Annotated in this window: 14 protein-coding genes; all 14 read right to left on the reverse strand. The window is 71.4% G+C overall.

Annotation, left to right across the window (positions count from 1 at the left end; translation table 11 throughout):
- Positions 1-2982 (reverse strand): non-ribosomal peptide synthetase (locus tag ACFFNX_RS10655; protein ID WP_378198739.1); only part of this gene is annotated, 2982 nt, incomplete at its 3' end.
- A complete protein-coding gene (locus tag ACFFNX_RS10660; RefSeq protein WP_378198742.1) occupies positions 2975-4363 on the reverse strand; it encodes a salicylate synthase in 1389 nt (462 codons plus the stop codon). The genes ACFFNX_RS10655 and ACFFNX_RS10660, both read right to left, overlap by 8 nt.
- Positions 4360-4599 carry an MbtH family protein gene (locus ACFFNX_RS10665; RefSeq protein WP_378198745.1) on the reverse strand — a complete coding sequence of 80 codons (240 nt, stop codon included), beginning with the start codon at positions 4597-4599 and terminating at the stop codon, positions 4360-4362. Before ACFFNX_RS10665 ends, ACFFNX_RS10660 begins: the two co-directional genes overlap by 4 nt.
- A gap of 34 nt (positions 4600-4633) precedes the next feature.
- Positions 4634-5467 (reverse strand): alpha/beta fold hydrolase, encoded by an 834-nt coding sequence (locus ACFFNX_RS10670; protein WP_378198747.1) that lies wholly within the window; start codon positions 5465-5467, stop codon positions 4634-4636.
- 317 nt (positions 5468-5784) lie between these two features.
- A complete protein-coding gene (gene entS / locus ACFFNX_RS10675) occupies positions 5785-7056 on the reverse strand; it encodes an enterobactin transporter EntS (RefSeq protein WP_378198750.1) in 1272 nt (423 codons plus the stop codon).
- A 31-nt stretch (positions 7057-7087) separates the two neighbouring features.
- Positions 7088-7897 (reverse strand): ABC transporter ATP-binding protein, encoded by an 810-nt coding sequence (locus ACFFNX_RS10680; protein WP_378198754.1) that lies wholly within the window; start codon positions 7895-7897, stop codon positions 7088-7090.
- 47 nt (positions 7898-7944) lie between these two features.
- Positions 7945-8979 (reverse strand): FecCD family ABC transporter permease, encoded by a 1035-nt coding sequence (locus ACFFNX_RS10685; RefSeq protein WP_378198757.1) that lies wholly within the window; start codon positions 8977-8979, stop codon positions 7945-7947.
- A 20-nt stretch (positions 8980-8999) separates the two neighbouring features.
- Positions 9000-10061: a FecCD family ABC transporter permease gene (locus ACFFNX_RS10690; RefSeq protein WP_378198760.1), complete on the reverse strand. Its 1062-nt coding sequence runs from the start codon at positions 10059-10061 to the stop codon at positions 9000-9002.
- A 75-nt stretch (positions 10062-10136) separates the two neighbouring features.
- A complete protein-coding gene (locus tag ACFFNX_RS10695) occupies positions 10137-11162 on the reverse strand; it encodes an ABC transporter substrate-binding protein (RefSeq protein WP_378198763.1) in 1026 nt (341 codons plus the stop codon).
- Between the two features lie 162 nt (positions 11163-11324).
- Complete coding sequence (locus tag ACFFNX_RS10700) at positions 11325-12239, reverse strand: YqcI/YcgG family protein (protein ID WP_378198765.1); 915 nt, start codon at positions 12237-12239, stop codon at positions 11325-11327.
- A gap of 14 nt (positions 12240-12253) precedes the next feature.
- The gene (locus ACFFNX_RS10705) at positions 12254-12433 is read right to left on the reverse strand and encodes a cupin domain-containing protein (RefSeq protein ID WP_378198768.1); all 180 of its coding nucleotides are present in this window, start codon (positions 12431-12433) and stop codon (positions 12254-12256) included.
- Positions 12427-13650, reverse strand: coding sequence for a hypothetical protein (locus ACFFNX_RS10710; RefSeq protein WP_378198770.1), 1224 nt, complete (start codon positions 13648-13650; stop codon positions 12427-12429). Before ACFFNX_RS10710 ends, ACFFNX_RS10705 begins: the two co-directional genes overlap by 7 nt.
- 328 nt (positions 13651-13978) lie before the next feature.
- Positions 13979-15715, reverse strand: a complete 1737-nt coding sequence (locus ACFFNX_RS10715) for an ABC transporter ATP-binding protein (RefSeq protein ID WP_378198773.1) — start codon at positions 15713-15715, stop codon at positions 13979-13981.
- A complete protein-coding gene (locus ACFFNX_RS10720) occupies positions 15712-17535 on the reverse strand; it encodes an ABC transporter ATP-binding protein (RefSeq protein ID WP_378198776.1) in 1824 nt (607 codons plus the stop codon). Before ACFFNX_RS10720 ends, ACFFNX_RS10715 begins: the two co-directional genes overlap by 4 nt.
- Positions 17536-17662: the final 127 nt, after the last annotated feature.

Raw genomic sequence — 17662 nt, forward strand, 5'->3', positions numbered from 1 at the left:
CTCCAGCGCGGTCCCGTCCGCGGCGACCACGGCCGCGAGCAGTCCCGGGCCGTGGCCGACCACGGTCGCCGCGGCGACGGCGGGATCGGCCAGCAGCGCGGCCTCCACTTCGCCGGGCTCCACCCGGAAGCCGTGCACCGATACCTGATCGTCGAACCGGCCGAGGAACTCCACGGTGCCCTCCGGCCGGTAACGTGCCAGATCGCCGGTGCGATACCAGCGCCGACCGTCGTGCCGTACGAACCGGTCCGCGGTGCGCTCGGCGTCGCCGAGATAGCCGCGCGCGACTCCGGCGCCGCCGATCCACAGCTCGCCGGTCACCCAGTCCGGGGCGTCGCGCCCGCGGGCGTCGACCACCCGCATCGCCACCCCGCGCAGCGGCGTGCCGTAGGGCACGCAGGCCCAATCCGCCGGCACGTCGCCGGTGACCTCGCAGATCGTGGAGTGGATCGCGGTCTCGGTGGTGCCGCCGAGACCGGCGAACCGGCAGCCGGGGACCGCCGCGCGAAGCCGCGCGGGCAGGTCGACCCCCACGCGGTCACCACCGAGCAGGACCACCCTGAGCGTGTCGCCAAGGGGCTCGCCGGAGGACAGCAGCACGTCCAGCAGCGGTGGCGCGCAGTTCAGGACGGTCACGCGGCGGTCGCGGACCAGCCCGGCCCAGGCGGCCGCGTCGAGCCGGTCCTCCTCCGCGGGCAGCACCACCGCGCCGCCGCTGCCCAGCGGGGCGAACAGGTCGAAGACCGACAGGTCGAAGTCCAGCGCCGACACCCCGAAGGTACGGTCGTCCGGCCCGAGGGCGAACCGGCCGACCAGGTCGTCCACGGTCGCGGCGGCCGCCCGGTGCGGAACCTCCACGCCCTTGGGCTCGCCGGTGGAGCCGGAGGTGAAGATGACGTACGCGGTCGACTCGACGCCGTGCGGCGGGGCGACCGGCGCGGCCAGCGGCGGCGCGGAGCGTGCCACCTCGACACCTACCGCACCGTCGCCGTCGTCCTTCTCCTGTACGGTGACGCGCGCCCCGGCCAGCGTCCGGATCCGCTCGGCCCGTGCGTGCGGCTGCGCGGTTCCGATCGGCACGTAGGCGGCACCGGCGGCGAGCACGCCGAGCAGCGCCGCGGCGTGGCCAGGCCCCTTGGGCAGGCGGACCGCGACCAGGTCGCCGGGGCGTACGCCACGGGCCACGAGCGTGGCCGCGATCCGCAGCGCGTGGTCGGCCAGCGCCCCGTAGGACACCGAGCCGGGCGCCGTCACCACGGCAGGGGCCGCCGGATCCCGCTCGGCCCACGCGAAGAACCCCTCGTGCAGGCACCGGCCGCGTGGTGCTCCACCGGCCGGATCCTCGTCCGTGTCGTTGACCCGATCCCGTACGGCGCGCTGGGCCGGAGGGAGGAGCGCGCCGACCGGCTCTCGCCAGGCCGCGGGCGCGTGCGCCATCCGGCGTACCAGACCTGCGAAGGCGTCGAACATCGCGTCGGTCACGCCGTCGGGGAACGCGTCGGCGCGCAGATCCCAGTTCACCAGCAGGCCGCCGTCGACCTCGGTGACCTGGGCGTCGAGGAGTACCTGTGGCCCCTGCGAGACGATCCACACCGGGTCGCCGAAGCGGTCGCGGACCTCGGGCGCGAACAGCTCGCCGAGCCTGAGGGCGCTGGTGAACACCACCGGCGCGAGCACCGGCTCGCCGCGCCGCCGGCCGAGGTCGCGCAGCACTTCCAGGCCGGAGTACGCGGCGTGCGCGGCGTCGGCGTGCAGGCGCGACTGCACCGCCCTGGCCCGGTCGGCCAGGGGCAGCTCCGTGGACAGGTCGACGTCGAGGAGCACCGAGCTGGTGAAGTCGCCCACCAGCCCCGGTACGTCGGGGTGCAGCGGCTCCCGGTCGAACAGCGGCACGTTGAGCAGGAACCGCGGGGTGGCGCTCCAGGCGCCGAGCGTCTCGGCGAACGCGGTGGCCACCGCCGCGGCCGGGGTGATCCCGTACGCGCGGGCCGCCGCCTCGAGGGCGGCGCGTTCTCCGGCGTCCAGGACGATACTGCGGCGGGTGACCCGTGGACGCCGCTCCCCGGGAGCGAGGGTGGGGAGTTCGGGGGCGCCCGGGAGCGTGTCCAGCCGGGCCGCCCAGTGCTCACGGGCCCGGGTCAGGGACCGTTCGCGGGCGGCCGCTCGTGCGGCGAGGTAGTCCAGGTAGCCGAAGCCGGCCGGTTCGGCAGGCCGCCCCGGATCGTCGTAGTGGCGGGCGAGGTCGGCGAGCAGTATGCGGTAGCTCACCGCGTCCGCGGCGACCATGTCCACGTCCAGGTGCAGCCGGGTCCGCCCGCCGGGCAGCAGGGACAGCGCCGTGGCGAACACCTCGCCGGCGGCGAGGTCGAGCATCGCGTGCGAGCGTGTCTCGCGCTCCCGGGCGAGCCCTCGCTCGATCTCGTCCGGCTCGGCCTCCCGCAGGTCCTGGACGGCCAGGCCCCGCCAGCCGGCGGGTCCGCCGACGGTCTGCTCGCCGTCCTCGGTGACCCGTACGCCGAGCATCGGGTGCCGGGCGATGAGTCGTTCGACGGCCGTGCGGAGCCGCTGCGGGTCCACGCCGTGGCCGTCGAACTCGGTGTAGAGGTGGGCGGCGACGCCGCCGAAGGCATGGGTGTCGCCCCGTCCGAACCAGTACGCGTGCTGCATCAGCGCCAGCGGCGCCGCCTCGCTCGCCTTGCGTACCGGGGCGGGCTCCCCCGCGTCTCCCGCGGCCCCTGAGTCCGGCCCGTGTGTCGTGAGCAGGGCGTACCAGGCGCGCAGGGTCGGGTCGCGGGACAGCGCGGCGAAGTCGACCTCGGCGCCGTCCCGGCGCAGCGAGGACACCAGCCGCATCAGCGCGATCGAGTCCAGGCCGAGTTCGAACAGGTTCGCGTCGTCGGCGAGGTCGGCCGGGTCCTCCTCGACCAGGTCGGCGACGACCGTCCGCAGTCGTTCCCACGATTCGAGGCCGGGCTCAGCCATCCTGCCGCACCTCCCGGAACGTACCTTTCGGATCGGCGCCGGCGGGGACCAGGAACCGGCTGACGCTGCGCAGCTTCTCGCACGTCTCCTCGAACTCCCGGGCCGGATCGGACGCACCGACGATCCCGGCCCCGGCGCGCAGGACGTACCGTCCGTCCTGCTCGAAGATCGTCCTAAGGACCAGGGCCGCATCCAGCGAGCCGTCGGCGTCGGCGATCAACACGGCGCCGCTGTAGAGGCCGCGCGGCTCCGGCTCGTTCCGGTGGATCCACGAGCAGGCCGCACGCTTCGGAATCCCGGACGCGGTGATCGCGGGGAACAGCGCACGCAGCGCGTGCCAGGCGTTGCGGCCCGCCGGCAGCTGCCCGTACAGGCGTGAGGCCAGGTGCTGCACGGACCCCCGTTCGAGCACGTCCATGAACCCGGTCACGCGCACCGAACCCTCCTCGCACAGTCCGCGGAGTTCTTCCTGAGCGAGCTGGACGGACATGGCATGCTCCACGATCTCCTTGCTGTCGCCTTGCAGGTCCCGGCGCAGTCTGGCGTCGGTCGCGGGGTCGCCGACCAGGGCCCGGGTCCCGGCCAGCGGGTGAGTGGACACCGTCCCCTCGGCGGCGACCTCGACCACCGTCTCCGGGCTGAACCCGGCCGCTCGAAGACCGCCGAGATCGAGCAGGAAGGATCGGGCGGGCGTATTCGCCCGCCGCCCGGCGAGATAGGTCGCGGGCAGGTCCAGCGGCCGGTCCACCAGCACCCGCCGGGAAAGGATCACTTTCTTCAGGGCGCCGGAGTGGATCCCGGCGATCGCCTCGGCCACCAGCCGCGGGTAGTCCGAGTCCGGACGGTGCTCGTCGACCAGGTGCTCGACCACCGGTTCGGCGTCCGGCCGGGTGACCCGCACCAGCTCGGTCAGCCGGTCGAGCTCCGCCTCACGCACCGCCCGCAGCTCCACGTACCCCGGCCTTAACCGGATCTCGCGTTCCGGCACGACCACATACGCCAGCGTCTGGTCCGGTGCGCCGGGGACGCCGATTCCGAACAGCGCCGCGGCCAGCTCGAAACGGGCCCAGCCATAGGCCCGCCAGCCCGTCGAAGGCAGCTCGCTCAGGACCGCGCGCACCACCTGGAGGGGGTCCTCCCCGGACGGCCGGAACTCGGAGGCGCCGTCCGCGCGGCGTACCCGTACTCCGTCCCGCCGTACGGAGATCTCGACGAGGGCTCCCGACCCCAGGGACCACTCGCCGGCGCGCTCGTACAGCATCACGGGAGCGGCCGACCGCCGGGCGAGCGCCGTGCCCAGGGCGAGCGGATCGGAGGTGGAGGGAAGGGTACGGGATCGGAAGCGCTCGGGCAGCATCGCGCCGTCGCCGACGGAGGTCACGACGTGGTGGCCTGGGGTCCGCCGTCTTCGGCCATGTCCCGGACCAGCGACGCCGGCCGCATGTCGGTCCACACGGACTCGATGTAGTCCAGGCAGCGTTCCCGTGTGTCCGTACCGAACGCCACCGTCCAGCCGTCCGGGACGGCCGCGAAGCTCGGCCACAGCGAGTACTGCCGCTCGTCGTTGACGAGAGCCAGGAAGGTCCCGTCGGGATCGTCGAAGGGGTTGGTCGTCATCTCGGCCTCCTTGGAGTTGACGGTCGCGATGTGCTCAGCCGCGGCGGCTCGCCAGTGCGGGCCGCAGGCTGTCGAAGAATTCCAGGAGCAGGGCGTTGACCAGGTCGGGACGCTCCAGGTAGCCGTAGTGCCCGCAGCCGGGCACTACGTGGTAGCGGGCCCCGGGCACCGCGTCGGCCACCTCGCGAGACAGGAACGGCGGGATCATCCGATCGTCGGCGAACCCCACGACGAGCGTCGGCACGGTGATGTCGCGGTAGGCCGGGACACGGTCGGCGAACTCGCACAGCGCGATCTGCGCCAGCGCCCCCGCGCTCCGCGACGGCGGGTACAGCTCGAACAGCTCCAGCCAGTCCTGCGCGCCGCGCGGGTCGGCGAGTGTGGCCGGAGACAGGTTGTGCAGCGCCGTCACCGCCGCGGCGTACTCCGGCGGAAGCTCGACGCCCGCCCGTATCAGCTCGGCCTCACCGCGGGACAGCGCCCGCTGGACCGGGTCCAGCCGACCGTGCGCGGCCAGCAGGGCGATGCCGCCCAGCAGGTCCGGGCAGGCCAGCGCCAGCTCCTGTGCGATCCGGGCCCCCAGGGACGTACCGGCGACCAGCGCCGGCCTGCCCTCGGCGACCGCCTCGACCACCGCCGCTGTGTCGTCGACGAGGTCGTCGATCGTGAAGGCACCGGCGTCAGCGGTGTCGCCCGTACCCCGGTTGTCGAACACGGTGACCCGGTATCCGGCCGCGACGAGCGCAGGAACCTGATGGAGCTCCCACGACCGGCCGGTGCTCCCGGCCCCCATCACCAGGACGACCGGATGGCCCTCCCCGGCGCTGTGGTAGCGGATGTGCAGGCCGGCCCGCTCAACGGTCGACACGCCTTGCTCTCCTCGGTCGGGTACCGCAGCCGCCACCCCTTGACCAGCGAAACGACATCCAGTCAAAGTTAGGCGAGCCTAACCATACAAGAATTAGGCGAGCCTAACCATACTTAGCGCGTCCGCCAATAGGTCATCTGATACGTCCCGATCAGTGGGTGTACCAACACACCCGGTGGGTCGATCAGCCGGCGGCCGGCGATCAAGCCAGTACCGATGAGACAACGGACTTCGGGATCCTGAGCCGGATTCTTCGTACTGACGCGGTGCTGCCGCCCAAGCTCAAGGCCACGATCTTCCAGATGAGTGACGCAACGTCAACGGGCCGGGTCGGCGGCTCCGCCGGGATCCGCGGCGATGGGGGCGGCCGCGGCCTCCGGGCCCGAGAGGCTCACCCGCCGCAGCGGCGGGGAGGTCGCGCCGAGCAGCGCGGTGAGAGCGACGCAGATGCCGCCCCCGAGGGTGATCGCCGACCGCGGGCCGGCCAGCCGCGCGCCGAGACCGGCCTCGACCCCGCCGAGTGAGGGCCCCACCATCGCCTGGGCCAGCCACACACCGTTGACGCGGCCCTGCAGGTCGTCCGGGGTCGCGGCGGTCAGGATCGAGCGGCGGAGGATCTCCGAGACCATGTCGGCCGCGCCGGCGACGGCCAGCAGGACCAACGCCAGCGGGAGGGGCGCTGGCCCGACCAGGCCCGTCGCCAGCCCGAACAGGGCCACCGACCCCAGCAGCACCAGGCCCGACCGGCGTGGCCGCGACACCCACCCGGAGGTCAACGCGGCCGCCATCGCCCCGACGGCCGACGCGCTGTAGAGCGCGCCGGTCACGGTGGCGGAACCGCCGAACGCCTCGTCGGTCAGCTGCGGGAAGAGCACCCTGGGCATGGCGAAGACCATCGCGGCGACGTCGACCAGCAGCACCCCGCGTACCACGGATGCGCGCCACATGAACTCCGCGCCCTCGCGCAGCGCCGACCACGGACGCACCTCGCCCGGCACGCCGCGCGAGGTGGGACTCAGCGGCACCGAGAGCGCCGCGCCGAACAGGATCATCGCCGCGGTGACCGCGTAGAGCCAGAACAGTCCGACGGCGGAGATCAGCACGCCGCCGATCAGCGGGCCGACCACGGCGCCGACCTGCGTGCTGAGGGCGAGCAGGGCGCTGGCCGCCGTGAGCTGCTCGCGTGGGACGGCGGTCTGCGCGAGCGCGTTCATGGCCGCCTGCCCGAAGGCGGTGGCGCCGTTGACCGCGGCGCAGGCATAGATGATCCACATCTGGGGTGCGGGCAGCGCGGCGTTCACCGTCAGCGCGGCGAACACCAGCACGGCCAGGCCCCGCGACCACACGACGAGCGCCCGCCGGCTGTAGAGGTCCGCGAGCACCCCGCCGCACAGCGTGCCCGCCAGGATCCCCACGCCCAGGACCGCACCGACCGCGGCGACCTGGAGCGAGGAGGCCGTGAGGTCATAGACCTGGATCGGTATCGCCACCGTCGCCAGGCCCACGCCCAGCAGCGACAGCACCCGGACGGTGAACAGAATCCGGAAGTCCCGACTCGTCCCCAGCGGCTTCAGATCGATCCAGAGCACGCTCACGGACTCCTCCCGTCGACGGTCGCCTCTACGGCGATGGTGTTGTTCGGGCCGCTCGGGCCGAAGGGATGATCATGGGGGTGCCGGTCACGGGGTCGGGTACGACGGTGCAGGGCAGGCCGAAGACGTCGGCCACCAGCGGGGCCGAGACGACGTCCTCCGGGCGTCCGGTCGCCACGATCGCGCCTTCGCTCATGACGACCAGGTGCGTGGCGTACCGGCACGACTGGTTGAGGTCGTGCAGGACGGCGACGAGCGTCTGCTCGCGGTCCCGCCGGAGCCCGGCGCACAGGTCGAGCACGTCGTACTGGTGGGCGATGTCGAGGTACGTCGTCGGCTCGTCGAGCAGCACGATGCGTGTCTGCTGCGCGAGCACCATGGCGAGCCAGGCCCGCTGGCGCTGACCGCCGGAGAGCTCGTCGACGTAGCGGTGCGCGATGTCGGCCACGCCGGTGAGCGTCATCGCCTCGGCCACGACGTGTTCGTCCTCGACGGACCAGCGCCGGAAGATGCTCTGGTGCGGGAACCGGCCGCGGGCCACCAGGTCGCCGACCGTGATCTGGCTGGGTACGAGGGCCGACTGCGGCAGAAGGCTGAGACGGCGGGCGATCTCCTTGGTGGAGTAACGGTGGATGTCCTTCCCGTCGAGCACCACCGAACCGGCCTTCGGGCTGACCATCTTGGACAGGGTCTTGAGCAGGGTGGACTTTCCCGACGCGTTCGGTCCGATGATCACGGTGAACGACCCGTCCGGAACGACGATGTCGACGTCGTCGATCACGACCCGGTCGTCGTAGGCGAAGGTCAGGCCGGTGCCGGCCAGTCGGCTCGTCTCCACTGCCTCCGCTCTCCTCTCCGTCGTGATCGGCTCGTCCCGCGGTGGCCTCACGGTGACCGCCTCCGTACCTGGGTGATGAGCAGCCACATCAGGTAGCCGCCGCCGATGACGGCGGTGCCCACCCCGACGGGCAGTTGAAGGGGAGCAACGACGCGCTGCACGGCCAGGTCGCTGGCGACGACGAGCAGGATCCCGGTCAGCGCCGACGGCACGGGCACCGGGCCGGGCGCCCGGGTGAGCCTGCGGGCGATGTGCGGCGCGGCCAGCGCCACGAACACCACGGGGCCGGCCACGGCCGTGGCGGCGGCCACCAGGGCGACACCGACGAACAGGGCGGCGACCCGGGTCGATCGCACCGGGACACCGCGGGCCTGGGCGGTCTCGTCGCCGAGTTCGAGAACGGTCAAGCGCGGCCCCAGCGCGACCGCCACCACGACCAGGACGACCAGCATGAGCCCGGGAGCCGCCAGCGCGGCCCACTGGGTGGCGTTGAGGCTGCCGGACAGCCACCGCTGCGCCGTCTCGGCGTCGGTGAGGTCGGCCCGGGTGATCAGGTAGGAGTCGACTCCCTTGAGGAGCGCGCTGACCCCGATGCCGGTCAGGATCAGCCGGAAGCCGCTCAGGCCGTGCCGGGCCGTCAGCGCGTAGACCACGACGGCGGTCAGCACGCCGCCGGCGAACGCGCCGGCGGCGATCTCGGCCGAACTGCCGTGCAGGATGAGGATGGCGGCGATCGCGCCGGTGGCCGAACCCGACGTGAAGCCGATGATGTCCGGGCTGCCGAGCGGATTACGCGACACGCTCTGGAACAGCGCGCCGCTGACCCCGAGTGCGGCACCGACGAACGCCGCGCCGACCAGCCGGGGAAGGCGGATGTTCACCACGGTCTGGGTCAGCCCGCGCGGCCCGTCGCCGCCCGTCAGCACCGTGAGCACGTCGCCGACCGGCGCCGTGTAGCTGCCGGTGACGAGGGTCCAGAAGCCGATCGCGGCCGACGCGAGCAGCAGCGCCAGCGACACCCACACCGTACGGCGGCGCACCTGCAGCGACAGTCTGCCCGACGGTGTCCGTAGAACCCACATGGACGTGCGCGGTACCCCGGTCACGGCATCGCGATCCTGCGTCGCCGGGTGAGAGCGATGAGCACGGGCGCGCCCAGCACGGCGGTCACGATGCCGACCTCCAGTTCGCCGGGACGTGCCACGATCCGTCCGATCACGTCCGCGCCGATCAGCAGCACCGGTGCGATGAACAGCGCGTACAGCAGCACCCACCGCTGGTCGGGACCGGTCATGAGCCGCGCGAGGTGCGGCACCGCCAGCCCGACGAACACGATCGGCCCCGCCGCGGCGGTGGCCGCGCCGCACAGCAGCGCGATCGACACGGCCGCGCCGACCTGAGTGCGCTTGACGTGCACGCCGAGTGACCGCGCGACCTGGTCGCCCATCGCCATCGCGTTGAGCGAGCGCCCCAGCATCATCGCCACGGCGATGCCGACGGCCAGGAACGGGCCGATCTGCCACACCACGTCGATCTTGCGCCCGGTCAGCGACCCGACGGCCCAGAACCGGAACGCGTCGAAGCTCTGCGGGTCCAGGATCAGCACGGCCGACACGAAGGCGCCGAGCGCGGCGCTGATCGCCAGCCCGGCCAGGACCAGCCGGTCCGGGGTGCCCGGCCGGCCGCTCCCGCCCAGCAGGTACACCACGACCGAGACCGCGCCGGCGCCCGCGATCGCGAACCACACATAGGCGCCCGGGGCGGTGACACCGAACGCCGAGATGGCGACCACGACCGCGGCGGACGCGCCGGTGTTCACCCCCAGCAGCCCGGGATCCGCCAGCGGGTTGCGCACCAGCGCCTGCATCAGCGCCCCCGACAGCCCCAGCGCGGCGCCCACGAGCAGTCCGAGCACCGTACGGGGAATCCGCACGTCGTGAACGGCGAAGGCATCGTCGCTGCCGTTGTCGTGCCACATCAGACCCCACACCGAGGTCAAGGGGACCGTGCGGGCACCGATCGCGAGGCTCAGCAGGCAGACCAGCGCCAGCACAGCGATCACGACGACGAGCCCGCTCCAGCGCCACCATCGGCGGCTTCGCCAATCGAGGTCCGCATCCGCCCGGCGGGGCTCACCGACGCCGACGTCGCCTACCAGCGCCATGACCTGTTTCCTGCCTTACGCGTTGGATGCCTCCGCCCTCGCGATGGCTGATCGTACCCGGCCCGCGTCGGCCGCCTAGGACAGCGTCTTCGCGACCAGCGGTACGAGCTCGTGTACGACGTAGGGGATGCTCAGCACGGACGCGGCGGACAGCGCGAGGCCGATGTTGGGGTCCTCCGGGTAGACCATGCGTCCTTCCTTGTTCGCCGCCATGCGCTCGATCTGTGGGTACTGGGCGAAGGTGTCCTTTTTCGGCCGGCCCTGCTGGCTCAGCACGATCACCAGATCGGCGTCGGCGTCGTCCATCTTCTCCGGCGACAGGTCCACGAAGTAATCGGTGGTGCCCAGGCTCTTGACGTAGGGGGACGGCTTGAACCCCCATGCCGTGACGACCTGCATGCGCGTGTCGTTGGCCGTGTAGACGCCCACCTTGCCGCCGTAGGCGAGCAGGATCGACACCGTACGCCCGTTGAACTTCGGGTTCTCCTTCGCGACCGCGCTCAACCCCGCCTGGGTTTGGGCCACGAGCTTGTCGCCCTGGTCCGGCTGCCCCAGCGCGGTCGCGATCAGCTTCGTCGACGTCTGCCAGGGAACCTGGTTCGGCGCCGTGTTCTTCGGCAACCCGATCGTGGGGGCGTATTTGTTCAGCGTCTTGTATTCGGCGTCGTCGCCCGAGGACTGCACGTTGAAGATGACGTCGGGCTCAAGCGCCCCGACCTCTTCGAAATTGAACGGAGGGCGGAAGAATTTCGGCGTGGCCCCCTTCAGCCGGTCCTCGGCCCACACTCCGACGCCGTGTTTCATCGTCGGCACGAACTGAAAGACGCCGACCGGTACGATCCCCAAGGCCAGCAGGACATCGTGGTCCGTACGGCCGAGGGACAGCACCCGCGACGGCGCCTTCTTGACGGTCACCGACCCGAACTTGTCCTCGACGGTCGCCGGGAAATGCCCCTTGGACGCGGCCGTGGCGTCGCCATTCGCCGACTTGTCGTCCGTGCCGCAGGCCGCCACCAGCGCCGCCGCACCGATCCCCATTACACCGGCCGATAGAAATCCGCGGCGGCTCATCGCCCGGCCGCCCAGCAAGGAACCGCTCATGTCACACATCCCGCAGTCAGTCAAGGCCATCTAACGGAAGCCAGCAAAGATTAGGCTAGCCTAGCCTAATCTCTATCGGCTCCGCTGTGCGGATATATCGCCCGACGCGAGCGAGAAGGCGGGACGTCCGATGAACGCCCGCCCCCCGATACGCTTCGCGGACTATCCGGTCTTACGGGCGGGTAGGCGGATGCCGGTCCAGACCCGCTCGATGTGGTCCAGGCAGGTCCGCCGGTCGCCGTGTACGCCGGTGTACCACCAGCCTGGGGGCAGGTCGCGACCGTCCGGCCACAGGGAGTACTCCCCGCGGCCGTTGACGACGACGTGGTGGGCGGACCGGTCCCCGCGGGTCTTGCCGGTCCCGGAGTGGAACGGGCAGCCGTGGATCTCCTCTTCGTTGCCGTCCGGCAGGAAGTACTGCTTCCACTCCCGGTTGTCCTCGGCGCCGTAGTCGCCGAGCTGGGGTGCCGGTTCCATTCCGTCGAAGCGGCGGATCCGGTTGCGGATCACCCGGCGGGCCGCGCCACCGCGCGGTGTGCCCGATTCCAGGCCCTCGAAGACCCAGCGGGGCTGGAAGGTGATGACCATTCCGCTGCTGTGGCGGCTGCGGCGCCGCGTGTGCGCCGGAGTGTTGCACACCACGAAGATCGGTGTGCCCCCGAAGCTGAACTCCCACAGGGGTTCGCCCGGGTCCTCGGGTATCTCACCGGGCCAGGGCAGCGTGTCCTTTCGGTGCAGGTATTGCAGGACGTCCCAGAACCGGGAGAAATACGACGACATCCCGGCGGGCTCCTCTTCTGGGCGGAAGAAGACGACCAGTGAGGTCTCCCGGTCGATGTCCTGGTAGACGCGAAGGTACTCGCCCAGGATGTCGGGCAGCGGGCCCCAGCGGCTCGGGTCCTTCTCGCTGTCGATGAAACCGAAACGCAAGGTGTGTTTCTTCGCGGCGGCGACCGCGAACGTACAGGGGAAGGACTTCTCCACCAGGAGGTTCGACATGAGCTCCTCGGCGCACGCCCGGCCCCAGTCCGGTAGGTCTCCGATGGTCTGGCGCTCCAGGTCCGGTACGGCTCCCACCCTCGGCCCCGGCATCAAAACCGCTGGTACATCTCTTCGGGAATGATCGGCTGATGGTAGGTACAGGACCCGGACAACACCACCGAGCCGTGCAGGCGCCCCAGCGGGATCAGCAGCTTGTCGCCCTGTTCCAGCTTGATCTGGTGGGTGACGTTGTTCCAGAAGTGCATCTGCCCCACCTCGATCATCACCACCGGTGCTCGTCGTGAACGTGGGTGGTGGAGGTCTCCTCACACGACTCCACGAACGTGTCGAGGTCGACGTCGATGTGCTCGTCCGTGATGTGCTGTTGGATCCGCTCCGCGCGATCCATGTACGCCGGGATCTCGTCCGCCCAGGCGAGTTGCTCGGACAGGTCGCGGTTCCACAGCTCTGCGAGTCGGCGAGCATCCTCGAACCCGGCGTGGAACTCCTCGACGACCCGGGTTCCGAACCGTGCGATCAGCGGTTCCAGCAGCACGTCCAAGCGGCCCTCGTCGAACGCCGCGGCCTGGTCGAACAGGCGGGTCCGGTGTCCGAACGCCTCCTCCGACAACGCCGCGTACCGGTTCGCCGTCACCGCGTCGTCGATCCTCTTGTGCACCCAGGCGCCGAGGAACCGGAAGGCGTGCTCGCGGGTCCGGGACAGGTGATGCAGGTGGTTACCACGGGCCAGGGAGGTGCCCAGGAACAGCTGCCAGTACGCCGCGGTGCCCGGCTTGAGCCCGGCCGCGCCCAGCAGGCCGGCGTAGTCGGAGGCGCGGTCAGACCAGTCGGCGTAGTCGGCCAGCAGGGTCCCGCGCAGCGTCGGATGGGCGAGCGTGTACTCGCCGAGCGCGGCCCGGCCGACCGCGTCGTAGGCGGCGGGTAGGTAGGCGCTCAGCTGGAGCAGCACGAACGTGGCCGCCTCCCGGCGGTCGCGGCGGGTCAGCGCGATCGCGAAGGCGTCGTCGCGGATCGCCGACCGCTCCTCTCGGTACGCCCGCAGGTGCGCCTTCAGCGGGCCGAGTTCGGGCACCGCCAGCGGCTCACGGTCCTCCTCAAGGTAGGTGAACAGGTGCCGCTCCAGGATCGGCCCGGCGAGCGCGCCGAGCACCCGGTTCTCCAGCGAGTAGAACTCCCCGCCATCCCGATCCGCCGCCGCACTGGGACCCGGCGGCAGGTGCAGCAGATCCGTGTCGTAGACGTTCCGCAACATGCGATGGCCCAGCAACCAGCTCAGCAGCAGCGTCTTGTCCGCGGGCATCGGGGTCGAGTAGTCGAGCCAGGCGAGGTCGTCGGGCCGTACCGGACGACGGTACGGATCCTCCTCCGTCGTCAGTTCCTCCTGCGTCGCGGCACGGTACGCGGGGTTGGCCGCGAACCGTCGGACGATGTCATTGGGGTCCGTGCCGTCCAGCTTCGACACGAGCTCAGCGGGCGTGGCGGCCATGGCAGCTCCTTCGAATGAGCGGATCAGTCGTCCAAGCGCGAGCAGGTTAACTTAGGTAAACCTAACCTAACAAGCCAGGCCTCACTCGGAGTCAAGTGCCGTAAACCGCCCCCTAACAGGCAATCCACCTTCAATACCTCCACCGCGAACCATCACCGTTAGGTTAGGCATACCTTGCTCATTTTGCGACGGCTCCGTCGGCCCCGCCACCCGATGGCAAGGGCACTGCGGAGTCAAGAAATGAGTTTCCGTAATCGTCAGGCCGGAGGGTCCGTATTCCGCCGGTTTTCGGTGCCCTCCGGAATTGCCGGCCCTCCCAGCGACGGTCCTATTCGCGGGCGGTGAGCCGCCAGCCCTGGGCCTTGTGCCGTGACTCCCAGAAGTCGGCGTATCGGCCGCCGGTCGCAAGGAGTTCGGTGTGGGTGCCGGCCTCGGCGATCCGGCCGTCGTCGAGGACGAGGATCTGGTCGGCGGCGGCGACCGTGCCGAGGCGGTGGGCGATGACGAGCAGGGTGCTGCGCTCGGCGATGCGTCGCAGCGACCGCTGAAGGTAGCGTTCGTTCTCCGGGTCGAGGGCCGCGGTCGCCTCGTCGAGGAGCACGATGGGTGCGTCCTTCAGCAACGCCCGTGCGACGGATACGCGCTGGCGTTCGCCTCCCGACAGCCGGGCACCGCCTTCACCGACGCGGGTCCGCCATCCGCCGGGCAGGCGTTCGACGATCTCCTCGACCCCCGCGAGACGCGCCGCCTCGCGGACCTCCTCGTCCGTGGCGTCGGGCCGGCCGAGCCGGATGTTGGCCTCAAGGGTGTCGTCGAAGAGATAGACGTCCTGGAAGACGAGGGCGAGCCGGCTCATCAGTTCCTCGGTCGAGGTGTCCCGCACGTCGACGCCTCCGACGCGGACGACGCCGGCGTCGGTGTCCCAGAAACGGGCGATGAGCCGGGTGACGGTCGTCTTACCGGAGCCGGAGGCCCCGACCAGCGCGGTCATCGACCGCGCCGGCACCCGCAGGCTGACCTCACGCAGCACCGGGCGGGCGGGGTCGTAGCCGAAGGTGACGTGGTCGAACTCGATCTCGCCGGGGGCCGGCGCCGGGGCCGAGGCCGGGGGTTCGGGCAGGCCCGGCTCGCGGAGCACGTCGGTGACGCGGCGCAGGTCGTTGCCGACGACGCGAAGGACGCCGGCGAACTCACCGACCTCGGCGAGCGGGCCGGCGAACCGGAACGTCAGCGCGAGGACCGCGACCGCCGATGCGGCCGTGATGTGCCCGTCCAGCGCCAGCCACACGCCGGCGGCCAGGAGGACGGTGAGGACGAACTGGACGGCGAGGGCACCCACGCTGAGGCCGACAGTGGTGAGCCACAGCGACCTGCGCCCGGCACGGCGCTGGCCTTCGATGGCGGCCTCCAGCGGTGCGTACCCTTCGGCCGTACGGCCGAAGGCCCGCAGGGCGGCCTGGCTGCGGGCGAACTCGATGACCCGGTTGCCCGACTCGACCGCGGCCGCGTGGTCGATCTCCTCTCCGCGCCCGACGCAACGCGCGCCGTACCGGAACGCGACGGCCAGCACGGGAACGCAGGCGAGCGCGACCAGACCGAGTCGCCAGTCGTAGACGAACATGGCCGCCGCGACCGTCGCCGGCCCGGTGATCCCCACCACGAGTGGTGTGAGCAGGTGGGCGAACAGCCCGGCGATCATGTACGTGCCCTCGGTCGCGGACCGGGAGACGCGACCGGTCTTCTCCCCGTCGAACCAGCCGAGCGGCAGCCCGGCCAGATGGTCGCCGAGCCGTCCGTGCAACGTGCCGAGCACCTCCAGCGCGGCGGCGAAGCCCTTCATCGCCTGGATGTACTGCACCACGCAGGCCGCGACGGCGGCGGCCCCGACCAACATCAGGTCCCGGCGGACCGCGGCCAGGTCGCCCTGGATCAGGTCGGCGAAGGTGGGGACCAACAGCGCCGCGGCGACCCCGCTGAGGACACCGCACAGGGCCGTCCAGGCCACGAAGGTCCACAGCATGCGGCGCCGGCCGCGGCCCAGGAGCAGTTCCAGATCGGCGATCATTTCGTCTTCTCCGTGTCAGGGCCCTGGTGGGCCGCCCATAGGCGGGCGTACGTGCCGCCCGCGCCCACGAGGTGCTCGTGGGTGCCGGTCTCGGCCACCCGTCCGCGGTCCAGGACGACGATCTGGTCGGCGCCGACGATGGTCGACAGCCGGTGCGCGATGACCAGGACCGTACGTCCGCGGGCCAGCTCCGACAGCGCGTCCTGGATGGCCGCCTCCGACTCCGGGTCGGCGAAGGCGGTGGCCTCGTCGAGGACCAGCACCGGCGCGTCGGCCAGCAACGCCCGGGCGATCGAGACCCGCTGCGCCTCTCCCCCGGAGAGCTGGGCGTCCTGGCCGACGATCGAGTCATAGCCGCGCGGCAGCGCGAGGATCCGGTCGTGGACGCGCGCGGCGGCGCAAGCGCGCTCCACCTCCCCGGCGGACGCGTCCGGCCGGCCGAGCCGTACGTTGTCGGCCACCGTGCCGTACACGAGCTGGACGTCCTGGAGCACGAAACCGACCAGCCGGTAGAGCTCCGCCGACGCGATCCGGCGTACGTCGACGCCGCCGATCCGTACCCGGCCGCCGGTGACGTCGTGGAAGCGAGGGAGCAAGGTCGCCAGGGTCGACTTTCCCGACCCGGACGGGCCGACGAGCGCGGTGACCGTACCCGGCTCACAGGCGAAGCCGACCCCGCACAGCACGTCGGTCGACCCGTCATAGCTGAACCGGACGTCGTCGAACTCCACCCGATGCCCGTCCGGTGAGGCCGGGGCAGCGGCGACGGGGAGTTCCGGGGTGCGCAGGAGGTCATGGATCCGCAGGGCGGCGGCGGAAGCCGAACGCCTGGCCTGGGCGCCGAACCCGAGCGGCTGGATCACCGTCGGGAGCACCATCGCGACCAGTACGCACGCGACCGCCTCCGGCACGCGCACCCAGCCCCGTTCGACGAACCACGCCGAGCCCGCCGACGTGACGAGGCCGATGACCGGAGCGGAGATCGCCATCAGGGCCAGTGCCTCGGTCCGCAGCATCGGGCGGACCCAGCCGGAGAAGAACCTCACGAACTCGTCGGTCGCCTGACGATAGGCGGCGAACGCGCGACGAGACTGGCCGAAGGTCTTGACCACCGCGATCCCGTGGACGAACTCCGCGACGGCCGCGCTGATCCGCGCATTGCTCTCGTCCATGCGGCGCATCTGGTCGGCGTAGCCACGCATCATCCACGCGTAGGCGACCGCGTACACCGGCAGCGTCGCCAGTGCCAGCAGCGCCAATCGCCAGTCGAGCCACAGCAGGTACGACAAGCCGCCCAAGGGCATCACCACGGCGGCGGTCATCTCGACCGAATGGTGCGCGACGAGCTGGTGCAGGTCGTGCACGTCACTCATCGCCGCCTTCCGCACCCGGCCCGACGACTGCTCCGAAAACCAGCCCAACGGCACCCGACCCAGGCGCTCGACCATCCGGCGCCGCAGAATCGCCTGCAATCGCACGTCCGCGAAATGCGTGATGGTGAGCGCCGACCCCATGAGCATCGCCCGAGCCAACAACCCGCCGGCGATCAGCAGGCAGATCGTGATGACCCGGCCCCGGTCGACCGAGTCGGCCAGCAGCACGTCGGCCAACTCCACCAGTCCCAGGAAGGGGGCCAGCCCAGCCAGCGCCCCCAACGCACTGATCACGCAGGCGACCCGGACACTGCCCGCCACGGGCCGCCGGATCTCGGTCAGCGCCCGGCTCGCCGCCTTCCCGGCGGCCGAGGCCCCGTCCGGGACCGCGTCCACCGGGCCGGACGCGGCGGGCGAATCGACCGTATCGACTGTCGTCGTGCTCAAGGTGATCACCTCGGGAGGTAAGGCGTAACTTAGGTAAGGCTAACCTTATTTAGCCTCATGTGTCGGCGACTGCAAGAACAACCGGCAGGTACGAGAACGGACACGGCCGCACCGGTCCCGGCGGTGG

The organism is Actinoallomurus acaciae (genome assembly GCF_042429965.1).
Taxonomy (GTDB): domain Bacteria; phylum Actinomycetota; class Actinomycetes; order Streptosporangiales; family Streptosporangiaceae; genus Actinoallomurus; species Actinoallomurus acaciae.

Excerpts from the sequence above, each read along its gene's own strand:
- ACFFNX_RS10665 (WP_378198745.1), bottom strand. The coding sequence starts at position 4,599 with ATGACGACCAACCCCTTCGACGATCCCGACGGGACCTTCCTGGCTCTC.
- ACFFNX_RS10685 (WP_378198757.1), bottom strand. The coding sequence starts at position 8,979 with ATGTGGGTTCTACGGACACCGTCGGGCAGACTGTCGCTGCAGGTGCGC.
- ACFFNX_RS10690 (WP_378198760.1), bottom strand. The coding sequence starts at position 10,061 with ATGGCGCTGGTAGGCGACGTCGGCGTCGGTGAGCCCCGCCGGGCGGAT.
- ACFFNX_RS10695 (WP_378198763.1), bottom strand. The coding sequence starts at position 11,162 with ATGAGCGGTTCCTTGCTGGGCGGCCGGGCGATGAGCCGCCGCGGATTT.
- ACFFNX_RS10710 (WP_378198770.1), bottom strand. The coding sequence starts at position 13,650 with ATGGCCGCCACGCCCGCTGAGCTCGTGTCGAAGCTGGACGGCACGGAC.
- ACFFNX_RS10715 (WP_378198773.1), bottom strand. The coding sequence starts at position 15,715 with ATGATCGCCGATCTGGAACTGCTCCTGGGCCGCGGCCGGCGCCGCATG.